The organism is Streptococcus mitis subsp. hohhotensis, assembly GCF_020089495.2.
In the GTDB taxonomy this organism is placed as follows: domain Bacteria; phylum Bacillota; class Bacilli; order Lactobacillales; family Streptococcaceae; genus Streptococcus; species Streptococcus hohhotensis.
In genome coordinates, this window is record NZ_JAIRCA020000005.1 from 37,048 (window position 1) to 58,101 (window position 21,054).

Genomic DNA, 21,054 nt, shown 5'->3' on the forward strand with positions numbered 1-21,054 from the left:
AAGCCAAATCTCAAACACCTAGTCCTTTTATTATACTGCAAGAAGATATAGTTTTCAATTATAGTTTTTCTCTAACTAGATATAGTCTATTTTTATATCCTAATGTAGAGAAAACAGCCCTAGGGACTGTTTTTCATTAATAATGCATGAGAACTTTGTAATCGTAGTCACCGATTTTTTCACGACCGTTCAATTCATCCAATTCAACAAGGAAGGCACAACCTGCTACAACACCACCAAGTTTTTCAATCATTTCGATAGTTGCCTTAACAGTTCCACCTGTTGCTAAGAGGTCGTCTACGATAAGAACACGTTGACCTGGCTTGATGGCATCTGCGTGCATAGTCAAGGTATCAACGCCATACTCTTTTTCATAGTCAGCAGAAATGACTTCGCGTGGCAATTTACCTGGCTTACGAACAGGCGCGAAACCAATTCCCAACTCAAAGGCAACTGGACAGCCCACGATAAATCCACGAGCCTCAGGACCTACAATCATGTCAATTTTCTTGTCAGTCGCATACTGAACGATTTCACGAACAGCGTAGCTATAAGCATTCCCATCAGCCATCAAAGGACTAATATCACGGAAGGTAATTCCTTCCTTTGGATAATTTTCAATTGTTGCAATGTAATCTTTTAAATTCATCTTTTTCTTTCTTTCAAAGTTTTTACTCTCTATTATAGCATATTTTTTAAGAAAGAAAAAAGGAAAAGTTAACATCAATAATTATCTAACGATTTGACGATTTATAACTAGCCATAGCAATAAAGCCCAAGTTCTTTTTATTCTTATTAAACATTTTATACATAGTCAAAAACTGCTTTCTATTCTCCTTTTTACAAGCATTTACACAAATTTTCAAGGTTCCTAGCCAACCTTCGTCATAAATCATACCCGATAATTTCATTAATGTCATTTCACCAGTCAATACTTTCACATCACAATAACCTGATTCTATCATCACCTCTTCCCAACCATCTTGAGTTAAAGGACCTACATTTACATGAATCGCTTGCGACAATTCCTGTCTGACGGACTCTTTAGCTTCCTTAAGAAGCACATCATGTGTCAGGAGAAGACCTTCAGGTTTTAAAACCCTTAGATATTCCATTACACATTTTTTCTTAGCTTGATCGGCTTGCATAGTCAGCATAGCTTCATTTATAACAATATCAAAACTAGCATCTTCATAAGGAAGTTTCATTCCATTTGCTCTTTCAAAACTGATTAAATGAGCAACACCTGCCGTTTCAGCAGATTTTTTTGCCACTTCTAAAGCTTGAGCATCCATATCAACAGCAGTTATCTTACAACCAAAACGCTGTGCCAACTCAATTGCTGTAGTTCCCCTATTACACGCAACTTCTAGTATTCTCTTTTCTTTTGAAAATCCTCCTTCCGCAATTAACCAATCTGTGGCACGTTTTCCACCTGGGCGTAAGCGTTTTTTCCCCAGTTTTGCTAAAAACTTATGACCTGCTTCTGACATTTGAACACCTCTGTTTTTTTCTTCATTATAACATAAAATGATATTGTCTGACAATTCTAATCTATTGTTTGATAAACTAGAATCAAAAGCATACAAACCACCATGACTATAGCATAAATCTATTAGTTCGAATTCAACTTCTCCCATCATTTACACATTCAGGTTACGACTATTTTTGTACTTTGGAATTGCTCTCATCTTCATCCGCTATACGAACCACCACCTTCCTGTTCGTAAAGCCACGATTTCACTATCCCTTCCTCTCCCCGCTACCTCACGATAGTCAGGCTTGGGAATCGATATTGGGTTCACCGGTAGCAGGTGCCCACCGAGGACTTACACATCAGATATACGACATGCCCGTCGTACACCAAAAAAACGAGCACTTTCGCACTCGTTCTCTGATATAAACTACTGATTAAAGTGAGTTTACGTCAACTTTGATACCAACACCTTGAGTAGTTGTGATAGTCAAGTTTGTTACGTAAGTTCCTTTAGCTGTAGCTGGTTTTGCTTTTTGGATTGTTTCGTTGAAAGCTTTGAAGTTTTCAACCAATTTTTCAGCTTCAAATGATACTTTACCGATGATTGCTTGAACGTTACCTGCACGGTCAGCACGGTAAGTGATTTTACCACCTTTAGACTCTTCAACTGCTTTAGCAACATCCATTGTTACAGTACCAGTTTTAGGGTTTGGCATCAAGTTACGTGGTCCAAGGACACGTCCAAGACGTCCAACAAGAGCCATCATGTCAGGTGTAGCGATAACTACGTCGAAGTCCAACCAACCGTCGTTGATTTTAGCAACAAGGTCATCTTCACCAACAAAGTCTGCACCAGCAGCTTTTGCTTCTTCAGCTTTTGCACCACGTGCGAAAACAAGAACGCGTGAAGTTTTACCAGTACCGTTTGGCAATACCATTGCTCCACGGATTTGTTGGTCAGCTTTTTTAACGTCGATGTTCAAGTTGTAAGCAACTTCTACAGTTGCGTCAAATTTTGCAAAGTTAGTTTCTTTTGCAAGTGCTACAGCTTCTTCTACGCTGTATGCTTTTGTGCTGTCGATTTTCTCAAGAGCAGCACGAAGTTGTTTGCTTTTTTTAGCCATTTTCTATTCTCCTTGTAAGTGGTTCAATCGATTTTCATCTCCCACGTCACTCCTCGAAATGATGAAGTCTTGCGGGTTTTCAGTCTATTACTTTCCTTTTCCTACGGCCTTAAGTTCCCTTGCTGTACCCAAGTACAAGCTTCAGTCACTTGCCTAGTATGAAAAGCAACTAATAGACTGCTGTGAGATTTTCTACTGTGTTATTGATTAGTCAACAACAGTGAATCCCATAGAACGAGCAGTACCTTCGATCATACGCATTGCAGACTCTACGTTTGCTGCGTTCAAATCTGGCATCTTAGTTTCTGCAATTTCTTGTACTTGTGCACGAGTAACTGTAGCAACTTTAGTTTTGTTAGGTGTACCTGATCCTTTTTCAACACCTGCAGCTTTTTTCAAAAGAACAGCAGCTGGTGGTGTTTTAGTGATGAAAGTAAATGATTTATCTTCGTAAACTGAGATAACAACTGGAATGATCATACCAGCTTGGTCAGCTGTACGAGCGTTGAACTCTTTTGTGAATCCCATGATGTTGATACCAGCTTGACCAAGAGCAGGTCCAACCGGTGGAGCTGGTGTAGCTTTACCAGCAGGGATTTGCAATTTTACAAGTTTTTCGACTTTTTTAGCCATTTTTAAATCCTCCTTTGTGGTTTTGGCGGTAATTAAAGATTTTTACCTCCCACAAGTATGCTTTTCACATACCCATCTATTATACACTATTTATCTGAAATTGCAAGAGAAAAGTTTATTTTTTAATCGACGTAATCTCCGCCTTCAAAGCCGTAATACTCTTCCAAACTGAGACCACTTGCAGCTATTTCTTTTGCTTCTTTTCCGACATAACGAAGGTGCCATTCTTCAGCCATATAGCCTGTTTCCTTTTCCTTGCCTTTGAGATAACGAACAACAAAACCATAATCAGCCGCATGGTCCAAGAGCCATTGGGCCGCTTTTTCTTCTGTCACCAAATCACCATTTGTCCCAATCACATCAAAAGCCAAGCCTGTCTGGTGCTCGCTATAGCCAGGACGGGCAGAATAACGGTCGGCAGCTTCTTTCCCATCTTGATTGACATAATCTTGATAGAGCTTGGTCTGAGTTTCATAACTTCTAAAGCCACTGTAATGGTCGCTAATGGAGAAACCTGCCTCTTGCATAGCTTTGATGAGTTTGACCAACTCTGCCTTGGCTGTTGGATTTTCCCCTGGATTATAGTCTTTAGACAATGGATAGTGTTTGTTGGCTACGATGATTTCATCGTATTTCCCTTGGATGCTGTAGTAGTCTCCTTTGTTGACCACTTCTGCTTTTTTCTGGGAAGTTCCCTGAGATTTACTGCCGACTGCTCCATCAGCTTTGGCTGTTTGTTCTGTTTTAGCCGCTCCATCTTCATTTTTTGTTTTTTCCTGTGAACAAGCTGCTAAACTCAAGGCTAGCAAGGCTGTCAAGACAAGATATCTTTTTTTCATTTCTACTCCTTTATTTCTAATAATTTATCTACTTCTGACGATAAACGTTTGACTAATTGTTTAATCTCATCTGGTTTTGCTTGACATGTTTCTGAGGTCATTTCTTCAAAGGGAACCCACCAAACTGGACCACGTCCATTGAGACCGTAACCATTCATATCACCTCTTCGTCTAGGAAACAGATGCCAGTGGAGGTGGGCATCGCCATTGCCTAGAAGTTCGATATTCATTTTCTCAGCAGAGAAGACCTTAGCAACTGCCTCTTGGACTAGACTCATTTCCTCTAGAAAACGGAGTCTCATTTCCTTTTCTAAATGGTGCAATTCCGTGACGTGTTCCTTGGCTAGAAAGAGACTATAGCCTGAAAAATACTGGTGATCTCCAATCACAAGATAGCCTGTTTCCAACTCTTTGACAAAGTAAGGATTTTTCCCAACTTTAATGAGCTCAATTCTCTGGCAAATCAAACACATATTAGTCTACCAATGCGTTCTTAAGATAAGCATCAACCATACGCTCCGTTGCGACCACCGAGTCAATATGAGTACGCTCATAAGAATGACTAGACTCGATACCAGCTCCGAGAAGAGCGTGTTTGACTTCTGCCCCTGCAGACATAGCTGCTGAAGCGTCCGAACCATAAAATGGATAGATGTCCAGCTTAAAAGGAATATCTTGCTCTTTAGCCAAAGCAACCAAATGTTGACGGAAGTCATAGTGATAAGGACCTGAAGCATCCTTGACACAGATGGATACTGTGTACTCATCTGTCTGCTGGTCATCTCCCATAGCTCCCATATCCACAGCCAGATATTCTACTACCTGAGCAGGAATATTAGAATTAGCCCCATGTCCCACTTCTTCAAAGACTGAAAAAGCAAAATGAGTTGTAACTGGCAATTCAATCTTCTCTTCCTTATAGATACGAAGCAGGTTAAGCAAAATCGCTGCGCTGACCTTATCGTCCAAATGACGAGACTTAATAAAGCCTGTCTCTGTCACGACAGTTCGTGGGTCAAAACTGATAAAATCACCGACCTCAATCCCCAAGGCACGAGTTTCTTTTTCATTGGTTACTTTGGCGTCCAAACGCACTTCCATATTGTCCTGGGTACGTTCTGCAGTTCCTGCATCCTTGTAGACATGGCAAGAAGTTTGGTGGATGAGGATGGTGCCTGATACTTTTTCACCTGTGCTAGCCACATGAACGATACAGTTTTCTCCTTCGATCATGTTCCAAGGGAAACCACCGATACGATCCAATTTAAGACGGCCGTCTGGTTTGACAGCACGGACAATAGCACCAAGCGTATCTACATGGGCAGTCACATAGCGGTGTTGTTCATCATTTTGACCTTTAATGGTCACATTGACACCGCCCTTGGCTGTACGAACTGGCTGATACCCAAAACCTTCTAGAGTCTTGACTAAATAGTCCGAAATCTCACGAGTGAAGCCTGTTGGCGACGCAATGGCTGTCAGTTCTTTGATATATTCTACTGTTTGATTCATTTCTTCACCTCTTTTGCTACCTATTATAACACATTTATCATCGGATAAAAAAAGAAAATCACTCCTGTAGCCTTGACTACAAAAGTGATTTTAATGATTATTCCATTTCAAAAACATCGCTTTCTTGCTTGTTTGGTAGAACCAATGAGAGCAAGATTCCGACAATGGCTGGTACCAACCATGGGAGTGATGCCTTGGCAAAAGGAAGAGCGTTGACAAGGTTTGCAAGAAACTCAACCTTAAACGAGCTTCCTAGTACGCTTGCAATGGCAATAGCTGTAACCACAGCAATTGTCAACTGCATACCTGATTTTGAAAGAGCTACAAATTTGTTGACAATGACAATCATAACGATAGCAATGGTGATTGGGTACAAGATAACCAGTACTGGAATGGAGTACTTGATAATCGCATCAAGACCTAAATTGGCAATGGCAAATCCAATCAAAGTAAAGGCTGTCGCATAAACCTTGTAGCTGATTTGTGGGAAGCGTTCATTAAAGAACTCAGCTGTTGACACAATCAAACCAACTGTTGTTGTGAAGCAGGTTACAGTAACCATAGCTGCAAGGAAGAGTTGAGCTGTTGAACCAAAGATTTCTTGAGTAGCTTGTGACAAGATGTAAACACCTGGTGTTCCACCCTTCATCGCCTCAGCTGGTACCGGGAAATGATTTCCAAGGAAACCTAAACCGATGTAAAGAGCGCTGAAGGCAAGGGCTACAACGATACCAACAACCCAAATAGTTGAAATGTATTCTTTCTTACTTGAAAATCCAAGTTGTTTCAAGGTTTGAACTGCGATTACGCTAAAGGCAACTGAAGCAAGGGCGTCCAAGGTATTGTAACCTTCTAGGAAACCTGTACCAAAGGCAGAAGCTTGATAAGCAGCTGAAGCAGCTTGAGGACTTGTTCCACCGTATTTGAAAGCTCCTAAAACAACCAAGATAACAATCAAAATCGCAAAGACTGGCGTTAAAATACGGCCAATACGATCCAAGATTTTTGATGGATTGAGCGAAATTAGATAAGCTGCTGCAAAATACAGAATAGTAAAGACAATCAAGCCAAGTCCTTTATTTGCATCCGATAAAAGGGGGCTGATCCCTACTTCGTAAGCTGTTGTAGCAGTACGTGGGATAGCAAAGAATGGACCGATTGACAAGTAAAGAACTGAGAGGTAAAGAGTCGCAAACCAAGGCGCTATCTTCGTTGAAATCTCGTAGATATATCCTTTAGGATTTAGCGTTCCAATAATAAGGGTCAAGACGGCGATACCGACGCCTGAAAAGACAAAACCTGCGATAGCAGGAAGAAAATGTTCTCCAGATAGAGCACCCAGAGAAGGCGGAAAAATCAAGTTCCCCGCACCAAAAAATATTCCAAACAGGAGTAAACCTGTTAGGGCACCTTTTTTAGCCATGTAAATCTCCTTCATATTTATAAAATACTGACCTAGTATATCATGAATAGGAGTATGAAAAAAGCTTCACGAAGTAAATATTGAATGTTTTCAAGATTCACAAAAATAAGAATTATCTAAAAATAACATTCTCCTACCTAGATCACACCAAGTAGGAGAAAATTCTAATGTTCAAAGTTCTTCAAAGGCAGTCATACCACCTTGGATATTGATAACCTCATAACCTTGTTCAGCTAGGAATTGGCAAGCACGCGCCGATCTCATCCCAGATTTACAAATGACATAATGCAACTGGTTCTTGTCCAACTGATTATAGCTATCAGCTAACTGACTCAGCGGTAGGTTGTGGGCACCTTCTAGATGAAGAGCTTCAAACTCATCCACTTCTCTCACGTCCACTAGAGAAAGTTGGTCGTTTTGGTAAAGCTGGTAAAATTCGTCAAAGCTAATTTCTTTCATTCTTTTTCTCCTAATACTCTTCGAAAATCAAATTCAAACCACGTCAGCGTCGCCTTACCGTACTCAAGTACAGCCTGCGGCTAGCTTCCTAGTTTGCTCTTTGATTTTCATTGACTATAAAATGGTTTTAATTCTTTTTTTCAAGTCTGGCACCACTTCTGACTCAAACCAAGGATTTTTGGCCATCCAGATTTGATTTCGTGGTGAGGGGTGAACTAGTGGAAAATAGGTTGGCAAGTAGTTCTGGTAATGTTTTACTCGTTCTGTTACCTTGCCACTGATTTTCTCTTGTAAATAGTAGGCTTGGGCATACTGGCCAATCAAGAGGGTCAATTGAATATCTGGTAATTCTTGCAAGAGCTGTGGATGCCATTTTTCGGCAAATCCTGCTCGAGGTGGTAAATCACCTGACTTGCCATGCCCTGGAAAGTAGAAATCCATAGGCAAAACAGCAAAATAGCCTGAATTGTAAAAGGTATCTTCATCCACACCTAGCCAGTTCCGCAAACGATCACCACTTTTGTCCTTCCAGTAAAGGCCTGCTTCTTGGGTTTTAAGTCCAGGTGCCTGACCAATGATATTGATGCGAGCAGTCTTTGGCGCTGCAAAGAGAGGCTCGATGCCACGCTTTGTAAAGGTAGCATTCTGCGGATCTGCCATAATAGCCTGCTTGATTCCTTCAATTTGAGACATCTACTTTCCCTCCAAAAAGAAGTCTAAGCATACAATCTCAGACTTCTATCGTTTTATTTGATCAATTCGTAAATAGCTTCGGCATAGATTGCTGCAGCTCGGAAGAGATCGTCCAAGGCGATAAATTCATTGGCTTGGTGCATGGTGTCAATTGAGTCTGGGAACATGGCACCGTAGGCAACTCCGCGTTCGAGCAAACGACCAAAGGTTCCACCACCGATAACTTGCTCGTGACCTTTAAGACCAGTTTGTTTTTCATAAACATTCAACAAGGTTTGCACAAGTGGATCTTCCATTGGAACATAGTGAGGGGTGTGACCGTGCTCAGAAAGGCTAACAGAAGCAACTGGCAAGTTTTCAAGAATTGACTTGATTTGTTCTGGACTTGTTCCTTTTGGATAGCGGATGTTAAGGGCAATGGTATTATCAGCGCTTGTTTCATCAAAGCGGAAGACGCCTGCATTCATAGAAAGGGCACCCATCTTTTCATCCACATGAGCAATCTTGAGATTTTCACCCTCATGATCGTTCAAGAGAATCTTACCAGCGATGTCAAGGTAATCTTTGGCTGGACCTGCAAAGTCAAACTGGCTAAGGAAGAGAGCTAGGTAAGTCGCACCATTGACACCTGAAGCAGGCATAGCACCGTGGGCTGATTTACCAATGATGGTCACCTTGTATTGGCCAGCTTCTTCTTGGAGTTCTCCTCTAAGTTTATGTTCTGCAACAAAGGCATCTAGTTTAGCTTGCAAGTCAGCCAAATCACCTGAAACGACTGCTGTTGCTGATTCTGGTACCATGTTTTCACGCAAACCACCTGTAAAGCTGTGAAGACGGGCAGCACCTGCATTTTCTCCTGCAAAGTGAAGGTATTCTGTGATGTTTCCTTTTTCACCATTAATGATAGGGAATTCAGCGTCTGGAGAGAAACCGAAGTCTGGTTTGGCAAGTCCCACGTGCTCGAAGTAGTAGTCCATGTCTGCCCAGCCTGATTCTTCATCAGTTCCGACGATGAAGCGAACTTTCTTAGAAGTTGGAAGACCCAATTCTTTGATGATTTTCAAACCATAGTAACAAGCTGTTGTAGGACCCTTGTCATCTGATGCCCCACGCGCATAAAGGCGACCGTCTTTGATCGTTGGTGTGTAAGGGTCTGTGTCCCAACCGCTACCAGCTGGCACCACGTCCATGTGGGCAAAAATTCCGAGAACTTCTTCTCCATCACCAAACTCAAAATGTCCTGCGTAGTTGTCAACATTTTTAGTTGGGTAGCCATCGCGGTCTGCGATTTCAAGGAATTTTTCCAAGGCTTTTACCGGCCCAGGTCCAAATGGATGCTCAGCATCAACCTTGCTATCATCACGTTCTGAGTTGATTTCCAAAAGGCTAAACAAGTCAGCCAAGAGGTCTTCTTTGCGTTTTTCTACTTCTGCTGTAAAATCAATTGCTGTCATTTTTTCTTCTTTCTATCTTTTCTCGATGATTTCATCTACTGGCAAGCGGTAGCTTGGTTCCAATTTTTCGTCTGTGTATCCCACTGTAATCAAGAGTTCTGGGCGGAAGCGGTCTTCGATTTCCAAAACTTCGTTGACTTTTGATTTGTCAAAACCAAGAATCAGATTTGATCCGATTCCTTGGTCTGTAAGAGCCAAAACCAAGTTCATAGCAACCAAACCTGCATTGAGGGCTAGGTAGTCGCTGACTTGTTGTTCATTGTAACGGGCAAATTCAGCAGGCAAATTCTTCACGAAGTATTGAAGTTGCTCTTCAGAAAAGTTATGAGCACCACCAACACGGGCAATCTTGCGAGCACGTTTGGCTAAGTCCGTATCTGTAAATAAGGCAATAGTTACAGGCGCTGATGATACCTGCTCAAAGCTGGAACCGTAAGCCAACTTTGCCAGTTCAGCATTTTTCTCACGAACGACCACAAATTTCCAAGGCTGGCTATTGTGGGCACTTGGAGCCAAGGTTGCGATTTCGATAGCCGTACGCACATCTTTGGGATCAACCGGCTTATCAGTGAAATGCTTAGTCGCATGACGTTTTTTATTTAATTCGAGAAATTTCATGATCGATTTCCTTTTCTAATTCTACTGCTTCCATTCTACCATAATTTGAAAGAGCTTGCAGGGATTTTTCATGATTAAGATTTTTTATGGCAGCCATAAAAAATATATATTGGTTCATCGGGACAGTTTCTGATAAACTAACAAGTACTTTACATTTGAATGGAGACATTATGAAAAAATTTAGCCTATTATTAGCCATCCTACCATTTTTGGTTGCCTGTGGGAATCAAGCCACACCCAAAGAGACTAGCTCTCAAAAGACAATCGTCGTTGCTACAGCTGGTGATGTGCCGCCATTTGACTACGAAGACAAGGGCAATCTGACAGGCTTCGACATCGAAGTTCTAAAAGCAGTAGATGAAAAACTCAGCGACTACGAGATTCAATTCCAAAGAACTGCTTGGGAGAGCATCTTTCCAGGACTTGATTCTGGTCACTATCAAGCTGCAGCCAATAACTTGAGTTATACAAAAGAGCGTGCTGAAAAATACCTTTACTCACTTCCAATTTCAAACAATCCCCTCGTCCTTGTCAGCAACAAGAAAAATCCTCTGACTTCACTTGACCAAATCGCTGGCAAAACAACACAAGAGGATACCGGAACTTCAAACGCTCAATTCATCAATAACTGGAATCAAAAGCACACTGACAATCCCGCTACTATCGATTTTTCTGGAGAGGATATCGGTAAACGAATCCTAGACCTCTCTAACGGTGAATTTGATTTCCTAGTTTTTGACAAGGTATCGGTTCAAAAGATTATCAAGGACCGTGGCTTAGATCTCTCAGTCATTGATTTACCTTCTGCCGATAGTCCCAACAACTATATCGTTTTCTCAAGCGACCAAAAAGAGTTTAAAGAGAAATTTGATAAAGCGCTCAAAGAACTCTATCAAGACGGAACACTTGAAAAACTTAGCAATACCTATCTAGGTGGTTCTTATCTCCCAGATCAATCTCAGTTACAATAAGATATACTAAAAACGATTGGACCAGCCAATCGTTTTTTTAGTTTGCATTGGTTGTTTTAGGAAACTTTTACAAAAAATCAAAAAAATTCTTCACATCTTCTACATACCCATGCTTTTCTATTAAGCTAGCTAATAATTCCAGATTGTGCCCCTGATAGTTGTCTTCACGGCGCAGCTCTTCATACATTTCGATAAAGGGAAGCCCCTTGGACTTGGCCAATTCTAACTCCGCTTCATAGTCATAAGCAACTTTACGAAATTGGATATTGACCAATTCCCCATCTTCAACTTCTATCACGGCATACTGGGCACGGTGGTTTTTTAACTTTTCCCAATTAAAATAGGGCATACCAATCGTACCCGGATTGATGATTTGTTGCCCTTGACTTCCATAACGAAGCAACTGCTTGTGGACATGACCATAGACTGCCACGTCCGTTTCCTCATCTAGGAGTTGGTCAAATTTATCTGTATCATTCTCAACCAACAAGTCACCACCATAATTTTTGTCAGGTAAATTATGAGAGATAGAAAAGCGTAGCCCGTCAACTTCTTTCTTTTCCATCAAAGGCAAGCTTCGTAGCCAGACAATCGTTGCAGGATCCATTCGCTCCATCAAAAACTGGGTCATGCGCATGAGCTGGATTTCTTGCGGATGTCCCAAACCGTATTCGCCATCCAAAGCCTCCAGGACACTATCGTCCCAATTACCTCGAACACTGGCTGTGATAGGAAGGTCCTTTAACAGGGCGACCAAGTCATTTGCACCGGGGCCGGGAAGAAAAATATCTCCCAGAAGCCAGTATTCACTGACTCCTTGATTTTTAGCATCTGCAATCACTGCTTCTAGGGCAGTTGTATTGCCATGAATATCTGATAAAATTGCGATTTTATGGTTCATATTATTACTTTCTAATATTCGTTTACATTAGTATTTCAAGCTATTTGTTTACATAAATTATGTATCCCTTGTATTTTCTTCAATCATTGTTCTGACCTTCTGGCGTTGTTCATCAGTGAGACCCAATTTTAGTAGTTGTTTTTCAATACTAAATTCTGAGGTATTGTATTTCTTATCATACATCTCTAATAATTTATTACGAAGAATAGGCTCGCTGATTAAATGAATTTCTTTTAATAGTTCTTCTTCATCTCCTTCTTCCCCATTCAGTCTACTTATCATAGAATTAATCTTTGCTAAAGCAAAATCACCATAAATGTTATCGATCAAATTTTCCTTCATGATTTCTTGGATATTCTTAGCGAAAGTATTTTGAAGAACTTTACCTTCTGAATATCCAGTTTCTTGATTCTTTTCAAGCATAATCACATTTCCTGGTTTAATATCCGAAAGCATGTAAGGAGAATGAGTTGTGAAGATGAGTTGGAAGTTCATTCCTACTATTCTATTGATTTCATTTATATAGTTGACTAAAAAATTTATTAAGGTTCTAGACCATTCGAGATGCATACCCGATTCTAATTCATCCACTACTAATTGACATGGCCCTTGAGAGGGATTCATTTGTAACCACTTTACATAACTCATCACTTTTAATATATTTGTTTCACCAGTAGACATATTATAATAAAAGTCATCTATTACTCTAAAATCATAGTACTTCAAATCTATTGCATTCTTTTCTAATTTTTCATAGTCTAGATATAGTTTTTCAAATTCGATTCGATTATCAAAATTCTTTTCTACATATCCAATCTCAACTATCCGACTTTTCGTACTATCACTGTATTCTTTTGTCTTATACTTATGAATAAATTGTTCTAAATTATTTAAAAAATCGACTAATAAATTCAGAAATTCGTTCATTTCTTCTGTTTCTATTTCTGTTTTTATTTTATCAAATAGGTTCAAATAATTACCATCTATAAAATATATTTCAATTTCTTCATCTCTTAAGCAATACTTAAAGTCTTTACAAATCTTCACAATTATTTTCAAAATGAGACAGGAGAAAAACTCTCTATTTTCCCAACCATTTAAATATTTATCTGGAATATCATACTTACTGACTCCAAAACTAAATTTATATGACGAAGAAACTAATCCTCGAGAATATAATACTTCATAAGCTTCAAAAATACCATTCAAAATATACCATCTAGAAGATTCTGCTAAGTGAACATCTAATAATGATGAACCTCCGTAGCTTCCGCTTGGACGTCTATCTTCGTTCATGATATAAATCAACTTATCTCTCTTTTGATCATCACAGTATCCATTTATATCAACTTGATCTGTTGCTAGACCTTCTATAGTAATTGACGATAAATCAAAATTTTTATCGAATAGATAAAATTTACCATTAGTATCTAAATATATACAGAAAAATTGATTTATATCTTTGTTTTGATCTTCCGCTCGATGATAATAGCCTATTAGATTTAAAATTGTACTTTTTCCCACACCATTTATACCAACTATAGGTAAAATATTATAAATAGACTCTCCATAAAAGTTTTCAATATAGTCTGGATTTTTATCAATTTTTAATTCATTCGTTTCAAAATCAAAACTTACTTTATATTCGTCTGAAAAATTAAAAATCTGATTCTTAAAAAACTCATCATACTGTTTAATCACCAAGGCAATTAATTTCATTCTTCTTCTCCTACTAGTCCAATTTCTTTGCTAATATCTGTAACCATCTTTGAAAGCGGTCTTTTCCCATAATTTTCTTTGTCTGTGTAGTAACCTGTTATAAAGCGATTCAACTCAGCCGCACTTAATTCAAGATCTGTTTGATTTAAGATTTTTGACAAACCTTCTCTATAACTATCTGTGTATACTTCTTTTTTCCAAATCAATTCATTTACTACATCAATGTGGCTTTGATATAGCTCCTCTATACCCAAATCACCAATGCCAATTTTAAAATCCGAATCATATGAAATGATTTTGATTTCAATCTCATCAGCAGACTTTGGAATGTATGTAAATTTTACATCATCGAATGAAAAACTAGTATCATAGGGACTATATTCTAAATCCTTATTTGATTTCACATGATTACAACTATAACAACTAGGGATTAAATTATAAAATGAAACAGCAAATAGTGGATAGCTGTCTTTTGGAAAAAAATGGTCGAGTTGAGCAGTATTTACTACTTTAGTCTGACCGTTAATTTCTTGTTTGCAACCCAGACATTCTTTTTCAGTCCCATCAATTACCAATAACTCTTGATTACAGTTATTACATTGAAGGAATTTATATGTTGAACTTATATAATTACGATTACAATACGGACATACTGAAATATTCTTTGAGTCAATTATTTTCTTTCTTAGTTCGGAATCAATCTTTTCGTAGGATTTTTTTAGATACTCTGCTAATCTAGGTTCTTTATCTAAGAAATTATGCAAGAATTCTTTAATGTTCTCTAAAAATGAATACTCACCAGTCATTATCTTTAGAAAAGCATCTTTTTCTCTTGCTAGTTTTGGTACATTGCTGGCTACCCAACTATTTAAATCATTTTTAAATTCAGGATAATTTCGAAAATTCATTTTTTTATATAATTCTAAACAAATTTTTTCAACTTCAAACGGATTTGATTTTTCTATAGGTATCATAACTGACTTTCCATTCTATCACAATATACTATTCGCAAAATCTTGATTGACATGTTAATCAAGATTTTGCTAAGGATTCTGCAATCGCTGCTTCTAAGGCTGTCGCATTACCATGAATATCTGATAAAATTGCAATTTTATGGTTCATGATGTTTTTCCTTCCGTTTGGTAATCTACTCTTTCTTCCGCCACCAGAGCCAATTCCTCTTCTGCCTGCGGGTTCAACTTCCTCTGCACTGCTTCTGCGACTGCTCTTGGTACCCCAACTTCGACAATCTCATCCACACTGGCTTCCTTGATTTTAGTCAAAGACTTGAAATGCTTCATGAGATTCTGCTTGCGTTTAGGTCCCAGACCGTCAATCCCATCCAATTGAGATGAAAAGGAATTTTTGGAGCGCAGTTGGCGGTGGAAAGTGATAGCAAAGCGGTGCACCTCATCTTGGATGCGCTGAAGGAGGAAAAATTCCTGAGAATTACGAGACAAGTCCACCACTTCCAGCGGATCTCCAAAGAGCAATTCATGAGTTTGGTGCTTGTCATTCTTTTGCAGACCTGCAATGGGGATATCCAAGCCCAGCTCCTCTTGGATGACTTGCTTGGCGATATTGACTTGCCCTTGTCCTCCATCAATCACAATCAAATCTGGCGGAGTCAAGCCATCACGTTGGACTCGACCATAGCGTCTGCGAATGACCTCTCTCATGCTGGCATAGTCGTCTGGCCCAACCACAGTCTTAATTTTATACTTACGATAATCCTTCTTACTCGGTTTGCCATTGACAAAGACCACCATGGCCGAAACAGGACTGGTTCCCATGATATTAGAGTTATCGAAGGACTCGATACGAACTGGTGTCGGAATTTGGAGCAAGCGTCCCAGATTTTCAATAGCTCCTTGGGTCTTTTCAACAGATTTCTCTAGCAGGTTAAATTTCTGCTCCAGACTGACACGGGCATTTTTTATGGCTAGATTGACCAGCTGTTTTTTCTCTCCACGTTGGGGTTTGAGAATCTTGGTATCCACCAAGGCCTGAACGGCTTCTTCATCAATATCCTGCGGTATCAACACTTCATTGGGAACCAAGTGAGATTTTTCTTGATAAAATTGTCCTACGTAGGTCAAAAAGTCCTCATCCGGATCATTGTAGTAGGGAAAGAGGTTGACGTCTCGCTCGATGAGCTTGCCCTGACGGACAAAGAAAACCTGCACACACATCCAGCCCTTGTCCACATAGTAGCCAAAAACATCGCGATTTTGGAGATCCTTGGCCATGACCCGTTGCTTGGTCCGGAGCGTTCCAATAGCCTGAATCAGGTCACGGTATTCCGCTGCACGTTCAAATTCCATAGTCTGGGCTGCCGTTGCCATCTTGCCCTTAAGGTCATCGATGATTTTGTCATCCTGTCCTTTCAGAAAATCAGAAACCTCCTGAGCCATGGACTTGAAATAGTCCTCATCCTTCTTACAGATGGTGTGGGCCATACATTGGCCGATATGGTAGTAAAAACAGACCTTAGACGGTGGATTGGTACATTTACGAAAAGGGAAAATTCGATCCAGTAGCCGCTTGATTTCATTAGCTGCTCCCACGTCTGGATAAGGTCCAAAGTAGAGACCTCCGTCCTTCTTGACCTGACGGGTGATAATCAAGCGTGGATAGCGCTCATTGGTGATTTTGATGAAAGGATAAGACTTATCATCCTTGAGCATGATATTGTACTTGGGCTTGTTTTCCTTGATGAGATTGATTTCTAGGAGAAGTGCCTCGATATTGGACTCAGTAACGATAAATTCAAAATCCACAATTTCAGACACCAAGGCCTCTGTTTTGGTATCATGACTTCCACGGAAATAAGACCTCACACGGTTGCGCAGATTTTTAGCCTTTCCTACATAGATAATGGTGCCGTTTTTATCCTTGTGAATGTAGCAACCAGGGCTGGTCGGCAAGAGCTCTAGTTTTGATTTAATCAAGTTATTCATAGTTCCATTATAGCAAAAAAGTAGGGAAAGATAGTTCCCTACTCATTAGTCTCATATATTTTTCGGAGGTTTGCAACATCCTCTTCCTGGATACCATAAAAGGAACCTGCAGGTTGCATCACAGACTTCTCATCTGTATGGTCCAAGCCAATCGCATGCCCCAACTCATGTTCTGCCGTATGAACAATGCGCTCATGGGAATAACCATAGTTAGGATTGGACAGATAATAATGATTCAACCGAACCGTGACAGACAAGAATTGCCCTGTTAAGAGATTAGTCTGACTTTCCGCCTCTCCTGCCACAGGAGTGCCTCCGTCATTCATCTCAGTAGCCAAGATATCTGCCTTGCTAGACTCGGTGACAATTTCAAAGTTAAAAGCACCAGTTTGATTCCAATTCTGAATGGCTTCTAAATACGCCTCTTGAAAGCGTGAATCCATCTGGGGATCCAAGTAAACACGAGCAGAAGCCTGTGGCCACCTTCCTTCAGAGTGTTGGTGGCTATCTGTCTGGCTCAACTTAGGCAGTTGCCCTGTTTTTCCCCATTGGTCGATACTTTGCTGGCCAATCTTGACTGACCGCTCTGCTTGCTTTAACGCTCCTTGAAAATCCCCGTTCAGATACCAGAGAAAACCAAAAGCAAGAGCACATAAGAGAACAACTGTCCTAACCAGGCGCCAAAACAAACGCCACACAAAAGAAAAGAAAGCCCCTATCAAACGAAAAAGCCAGCGCATGTCTCTCCACCTTTCTAGCAAATAAAGACTATTTTACTAAAACAAGCTGAAAGAAAGCTAAATACTGACTTTTTTATCTTATACTCAATAAAAATCAAAGAGCAAACTAGGAAGCTAGCCGCAAGTTGCTCAAAGTACTGCTTTGAGGTTGTAGATAAGACTGACGAAGTCAGCTCAAAACACTGTTTTGAGGTTGCAGATGGACGCTAACGTGGTTTGAAGAGATTTTCGAAGAGTATTAACGTCCTAATATTTTTTTGAATAACTGAATTGCTTTGTATTTTAAAGGTGATGGATGGTAACGGAAAGTACCCACTTTTCGTACAATATAGCCATTAAAATTCTGTTTAAAACGCAAAACACCATCACTTCCATCAAAAATCCCTTGAATGCCTAGGAAGTTGTATTGATTGATGTTTCGTTGCATTGTCTGCTTCATCGCATGATATTGAAGTAAAAATGGAGCTGAGAACTTCTGGTACTCTGCGTACGACCCCCCAAACAAGTAAGTCGCTTCTGTATTTGTATAGATTATTAAAGCACAAGCTAGAGCAACATTGTCAGACTCACTATCCAAGCTAGTTAGAAAATCTTTTTTCTTTTGCAAGGCTTGGTATTGCTGATCAAATTGTTTCGACTCCTTGTCAAGATTAGCCATCTTCACATTTAAAGCATCTATAGACTGTTGCGGATTGACTTCAGCAATTAGAAAATCCGCCTTATCTCCAAACACATCATACAATTTCATGTAATAATCTAAATTCTTATCCTTAAAACCTTGTCTTTTACCTGTTTCTTCAATAATTTTTTTGAATGTTGGAATTTCTTCCCGTTCTGCATTTCGAACAAGAAGATTAAAATCAAAAGCTGATTGAATGTTGCGAATACTATTTTTATTAAAGGATTTCAATAAGGAAACAGCATCATAATCTTGCAAATCTTTAATGTAATGCCAGCTGACTTCTCCACCTGGATACCCTGTCGTCAATCCATCAAATTGATAACCCAAATCAGTCAAACCTTGAATAATAGTTTTTTTCTCAGCATCTATTGGATTACCTTGGCTATCAAAAGTTTGATAAGTTTCATAAGGTTTTACAAGCAACTCTAATACACCATTTTGCTTGGCATATTCTTTTAACTCCGCATAAAAAACTGGAAGGGCATCTTGTTGGGTATAAATCGGCCCCGAATTGAGCTCCATATGCAGACCACCTAGCATGGGTAAGCTATAAACCAGAGCTGCAACTTGAATTTCTCCTTCTTGTTTCAAAGCAAGATAAACAATTTGAGCCCCTCTTTTTTCTAGCAAGTCCCCCATCTGGACAGATTGCATAAAGGAACGAGAAGAAACCTGATCAGAATAAGCCTGAAACTCTTCTTTCGTGAGTGTTGTTAGTGCCATATACTTACTTTCTATGTTTTTTTCTTAATGTTTTACGGAAATCAAGAGCAAGTCTTAACAGAGGATAGAGAGGATGGGTAGGCATTGTGAATTCACCCAAGTATTCTTCAATCGTTGGATTAAATTTTTCCTTAAAATGATAAAGCCCACCATTAAGAGAGTTTTCAACACCACCTAAATTTTGCCACACCATACCTCGCTCAAAGGCATAGCGAGCTGTTTCATACCAAGTTAAAATCGGTGCATTGTAACGTCTAAAATCTTCATCCATTCCTGCGTATAGATTGACAGAAGTTTGTCCGAATTCTAAAGTCAAGGTAGCCGCTAAAGGAACTCTTACTTGACTTGCATCTATATATTCCTGCAAGAAAGTCAATTCCTCTAACAAACGTTCTTTTTCCTTCTTCTGCGCTTCTACTTTTGAAGTGCGAGTCGACTCAGTAAAGGTCTCTTCCAAGGCTCTATTTTTCGCTAACTGTTCTTCCAATTCTTGCGAACGTTTAGAGACATCCAAGGTTGCCAAGGTGATATAGGCCTTGTCCTTAAAATTGTCTAACAATTTTTTATAATAGTCTTCATTCCTCAAATGAATCTCTTTTCGCTTCTCGGTTTTTTTCATCAACTCCGAAAACGAATCTAATAGTTCTAGTCCACCATATTGAATCTCAAGCCCTTTGTTTCGAGCCGTTCGGATAGCTTGTCTTGTTGATTTAGAAAGTTTATCTTCCGCAAAATGTTGCTTGTATATTTTCGCCTGAATACGAGGTTGAATGGTGTCCCCCATTTCCTCCGTTTTTCCTGACCACCTTACTCCCATTTGTTGCAAACTATTAGTAATAGCCAGATTTTCAGGATATTCTGTTTTATCTTGATTGACCAAATGTTGAGATAGGCAAATACTTGGGTCAAAAGTCACAAAAACCGCTCTCTTACTGCGAGCATAAGACTTAATAGACTGCAGGACAAACTTTAAAAGTTCTGTATCCCTATAATCCAATATGGGACCTCTTGGGATGTAAAACATTTTATACCCCAAAGGCAGAGACTTTATGAGAATACTAGCCACAGCCAGTAATTTTTCCCCTTCATAAATCCCAAGTCTCTCATGATTCCAATCAGATTTCACTTTTTCCCAAGCACTACTTTGTAATACATTGGCTAATTCATGTTCTTTGACAAACTGATCATATTCTAATGTGGGAATGCCAATTTGATAACGGTACATTTCCTACTCTCTTTCCTCCAGTATTTTATTACTATTCTACTACTTTCGTTTGAAAAGTCTAGTGAAAACATATTTTACTTTAGTTCCACTACCCTACGCCAAAGTTCCAACTAAGTCAATCTCTCTTCTAATTTGAAATCAATTGGTAGGATTGCTAAAAAACGTTCCAATTGTTTTTCCCAGTAGTACCACTCGTGAGTTCCAGCACTATGGCTATAGGTCACATCAAAACCTAGTTTTTTGAGATTTTTCACTGCTAGATTATTGGCTTCATACAAGAAATCCTGCTCGCCACACCAAGCCCAAAGCTTGGTCTTTTTATCCGATTTTTTAGCCAGACTTTCAAGAGAATAGGGACTAGCTGTCCAATCTTTAATCTCCCCAAACACACCTCTCCAATAAGCAGGTGTTCCCAGATTTTGACTCTCAGGAGAAAACTCTTGAAAGCTAAGGGCACCTGAAAAACTAGCTGCGTGAGAAAAACGATTTGTTGCAAGAGCCAGTTTGAAACAGCCGTAACCTCCCATAGAGAGGCCAGCGATAAAGGTCTTTTCACGCTTGCTGGTCATGTTAGGGAAGAAACGTTTTAGAACCTGTGGTAATTCCTCTGCTAGAGCTGTGTAATAGTCAAAACCATACTGGGTATTGGTGTACCAACCGTTGCTGGTATTGGGCATGACGACTATGAGATTAGTCCCCCGAAGCAAGCGTTCTACATTGGTCCGCTTGAGCCAACTATTATGATTACCAGACATCCCGTGCAAGAGGTACAAGACTGGAATGTCTTTACAATCTGGTTCTTCTACTCGATTGGCATCAGGATAGAGGACATTCACTCCCCACTCCATATCCAAAACTTGTGAGTAATACTCGATTTTCATTACTGCCATGATTTGCTCCT

At 39.7% G+C, this 21,054-nt stretch carries 21 protein-coding genes and 1 pseudogene; 1 reads left to right on the forward strand and 21 read right to left on the reverse strand.

Annotation, left to right across the window (positions count from 1 at the left end; translation table 11 throughout):
* Positions 1 to 136: 136 nt before the first annotated feature.
* The 12 genes from K4Z77_RS03220 to K4Z77_RS03275 all read right to left on the reverse strand — a co-directional run bounded on the left by K4Z77_RS03220 (position 137) and on the right by K4Z77_RS03275 (position 10,232).
* Positions 137 to 649, reverse strand: a complete 513-nt coding sequence (locus K4Z77_RS03220) for an adenine phosphoribosyltransferase (RefSeq protein WP_001049318.1) — start codon at positions 647 to 649, stop codon at positions 137 to 139.
* Positions 650 to 734: 85 nt separating this feature from the next.
* Positions 735 to 1,493: a class I SAM-dependent methyltransferase gene (locus tag K4Z77_RS03225; protein ID WP_224218459.1), complete on the reverse strand. Its 759-nt coding sequence runs from the start codon at positions 1,491 to 1,493 to the stop codon at positions 735 to 737.
* Positions 1,494 to 1,911: 418 nt separating this feature from the next.
* Positions 1,912 to 2,601, reverse strand: a complete 690-nt coding sequence (gene rplA, locus K4Z77_RS03230) for a 50S ribosomal protein L1 (protein ID WP_001085675.1) — start codon at positions 2,599 to 2,601, stop codon at positions 1,912 to 1,914.
* Between the two features lie 207 nt (positions 2,602 to 2,808).
* Positions 2,809 to 3,234 (reverse strand): 50S ribosomal protein L11, encoded by a 426-nt coding sequence (rplK, locus tag K4Z77_RS03235; RefSeq protein ID WP_001085807.1) that lies wholly within the window; start codon positions 3,232 to 3,234, stop codon positions 2,809 to 2,811.
* 122 nt (positions 3,235 to 3,356) lie between these two features.
* On the reverse strand, positions 3,357 to 4,073 hold the full coding sequence (gene ldcB, locus K4Z77_RS03240) for an LD-carboxypeptidase LdcB/DacB (protein WP_224218422.1): 717 nt from the start codon (positions 4,071 to 4,073) through the stop codon (positions 3,357 to 3,359).
* 2 nt (positions 4,074 to 4,075) lie between these two features.
* Positions 4,076 to 4,546 (reverse strand): HIT family protein, encoded by a 471-nt coding sequence (locus K4Z77_RS03245; protein ID WP_224218423.1) that lies wholly within the window; start codon positions 4,544 to 4,546, stop codon positions 4,076 to 4,078.
* Position 4,547: 1 nt separating this feature from the next.
* On the reverse strand, positions 4,548 to 5,585 hold the full coding sequence (locus K4Z77_RS03250; RefSeq protein ID WP_224218424.1) for a M42 family metallopeptidase: 1,038 nt from the start codon (positions 5,583 to 5,585) through the stop codon (positions 4,548 to 4,550).
* Positions 5,586 to 5,682: 97 nt separating this feature from the next.
* Positions 5,683 to 7,008, reverse strand: a complete 1,326-nt coding sequence (gene brnQ / locus K4Z77_RS03255) for a branched-chain amino acid transport system II carrier protein (RefSeq protein WP_224218425.1) — start codon at positions 7,006 to 7,008, stop codon at positions 5,683 to 5,685.
* Positions 7,009 to 7,179: 171 nt separating this feature from the next.
* Positions 7,180 to 7,467: a rhodanese-like domain-containing protein gene (locus tag K4Z77_RS03260; RefSeq protein WP_224218426.1), complete on the reverse strand. Its 288-nt coding sequence runs from the start codon at positions 7,465 to 7,467 to the stop codon at positions 7,180 to 7,182.
* A gap of 114 nt (positions 7,468 to 7,581) precedes the next feature.
* The gene (locus tag K4Z77_RS03265) at positions 7,582 to 8,160 is read right to left on the reverse strand and encodes a uracil-DNA glycosylase family protein (protein WP_224218427.1); all 579 of its coding nucleotides are present in this window, start codon (positions 8,158 to 8,160) and stop codon (positions 7,582 to 7,584) included.
* 53 nt (positions 8,161 to 8,213) lie between these two features.
* Positions 8,214 to 9,614, reverse strand: coding sequence for a dipeptidase PepV (gene pepV, locus K4Z77_RS03270; RefSeq protein WP_000125061.1), 1,401 nt, complete (start codon positions 9,612 to 9,614; stop codon positions 8,214 to 8,216).
* Between the two features lie 12 nt (positions 9,615 to 9,626).
* Positions 9,627 to 10,232 carry a nitroreductase family protein gene (locus K4Z77_RS03275; protein WP_224218428.1) on the reverse strand — a complete coding sequence of 202 codons (606 nt, stop codon included), beginning with the start codon at positions 10,230 to 10,232 and terminating at the stop codon, positions 9,627 to 9,629.
* A 170-nt stretch (positions 10,233 to 10,402) separates the two neighbouring features.
* Between K4Z77_RS03275 and K4Z77_RS03280 the strand changes: the two genes are divergently transcribed.
* The gene (locus K4Z77_RS03280) at positions 10,403 to 11,203 is read left to right on the forward strand and encodes an amino acid ABC transporter substrate-binding protein (RefSeq protein ID WP_049534088.1); all 801 of its coding nucleotides are present in this window, start codon (positions 10,403 to 10,405) and stop codon (positions 11,201 to 11,203) included.
* Between the two features lie 67 nt (positions 11,204 to 11,270).
* Here K4Z77_RS03280 and K4Z77_RS03285 read toward each other — a convergent pair whose 3' ends face one another.
* The 9 genes and pseudogenes from K4Z77_RS03285 to K4Z77_RS03320 form a co-directional block, all read right to left on the reverse strand.
* On the reverse strand, positions 11,271 to 12,104 hold the full coding sequence (locus K4Z77_RS03285) for a metallophosphoesterase family protein (protein ID WP_224218429.1): 834 nt from the start codon (positions 12,102 to 12,104) through the stop codon (positions 11,271 to 11,273).
* A gap of 57 nt (positions 12,105 to 12,161) precedes the next feature.
* Complete coding sequence (locus K4Z77_RS03290; RefSeq protein WP_219966894.1) at positions 12,162 to 13,823, reverse strand: AAA family ATPase; 1,662 nt, start codon at positions 13,821 to 13,823, stop codon at positions 12,162 to 12,164.
* Positions 13,820 to 14,797, reverse strand: coding sequence for a hypothetical protein (locus tag K4Z77_RS03295; RefSeq protein ID WP_224218430.1), 978 nt, complete (start codon positions 14,795 to 14,797; stop codon positions 13,820 to 13,822). The genes K4Z77_RS03290 and K4Z77_RS03295 overlap by 4 nt, the downstream gene beginning before the upstream one ends.
* Positions 14,798 to 14,870: 73 nt before the next feature.
* Positions 14,871 to 14,945 (reverse strand): annotated as a pseudogene (locus K4Z77_RS09755) (metallophosphoesterase family protein); the annotation flags it as partial.
* Positions 14,942 to 16,783, reverse strand: coding sequence for an excinuclease ABC subunit UvrC (gene uvrC / locus K4Z77_RS03300; RefSeq protein ID WP_219966896.1), 1,842 nt, complete (start codon positions 16,781 to 16,783; stop codon positions 14,942 to 14,944). The gene uvrC and the pseudogene K4Z77_RS09755, both read right to left, overlap by 4 nt.
* Positions 16,784 to 16,821: 38 nt before the next feature.
* A complete protein-coding gene (locus tag K4Z77_RS03305) occupies positions 16,822 to 17,523 on the reverse strand; it encodes a M57 family metalloprotease (protein WP_224218431.1) in 702 nt (233 codons plus the stop codon).
* Between the two features lie 238 nt (positions 17,524 to 17,761).
* A complete protein-coding gene (locus K4Z77_RS03310; protein ID WP_224218432.1) occupies positions 17,762 to 18,928 on the reverse strand; it encodes an aminoacyltransferase in 1,167 nt (388 codons plus the stop codon).
* 4 nt (positions 18,929 to 18,932) lie between these two features.
* The gene (gene murM / locus K4Z77_RS03315) at positions 18,933 to 20,153 is read right to left on the reverse strand and encodes a peptidoglycan bridge formation alanyltransferase MurM (protein WP_224218433.1); all 1,221 of its coding nucleotides are present in this window, start codon (positions 20,151 to 20,153) and stop codon (positions 18,933 to 18,935) included.
* 110 nt (positions 20,154 to 20,263) lie between these two features.
* A complete protein-coding gene (locus K4Z77_RS03320; protein WP_224218434.1) occupies positions 20,264 to 21,043 on the reverse strand; it encodes an alpha/beta hydrolase in 780 nt (259 codons plus the stop codon).
* Positions 21,044 to 21,054: the final 11 nt, after the last annotated feature.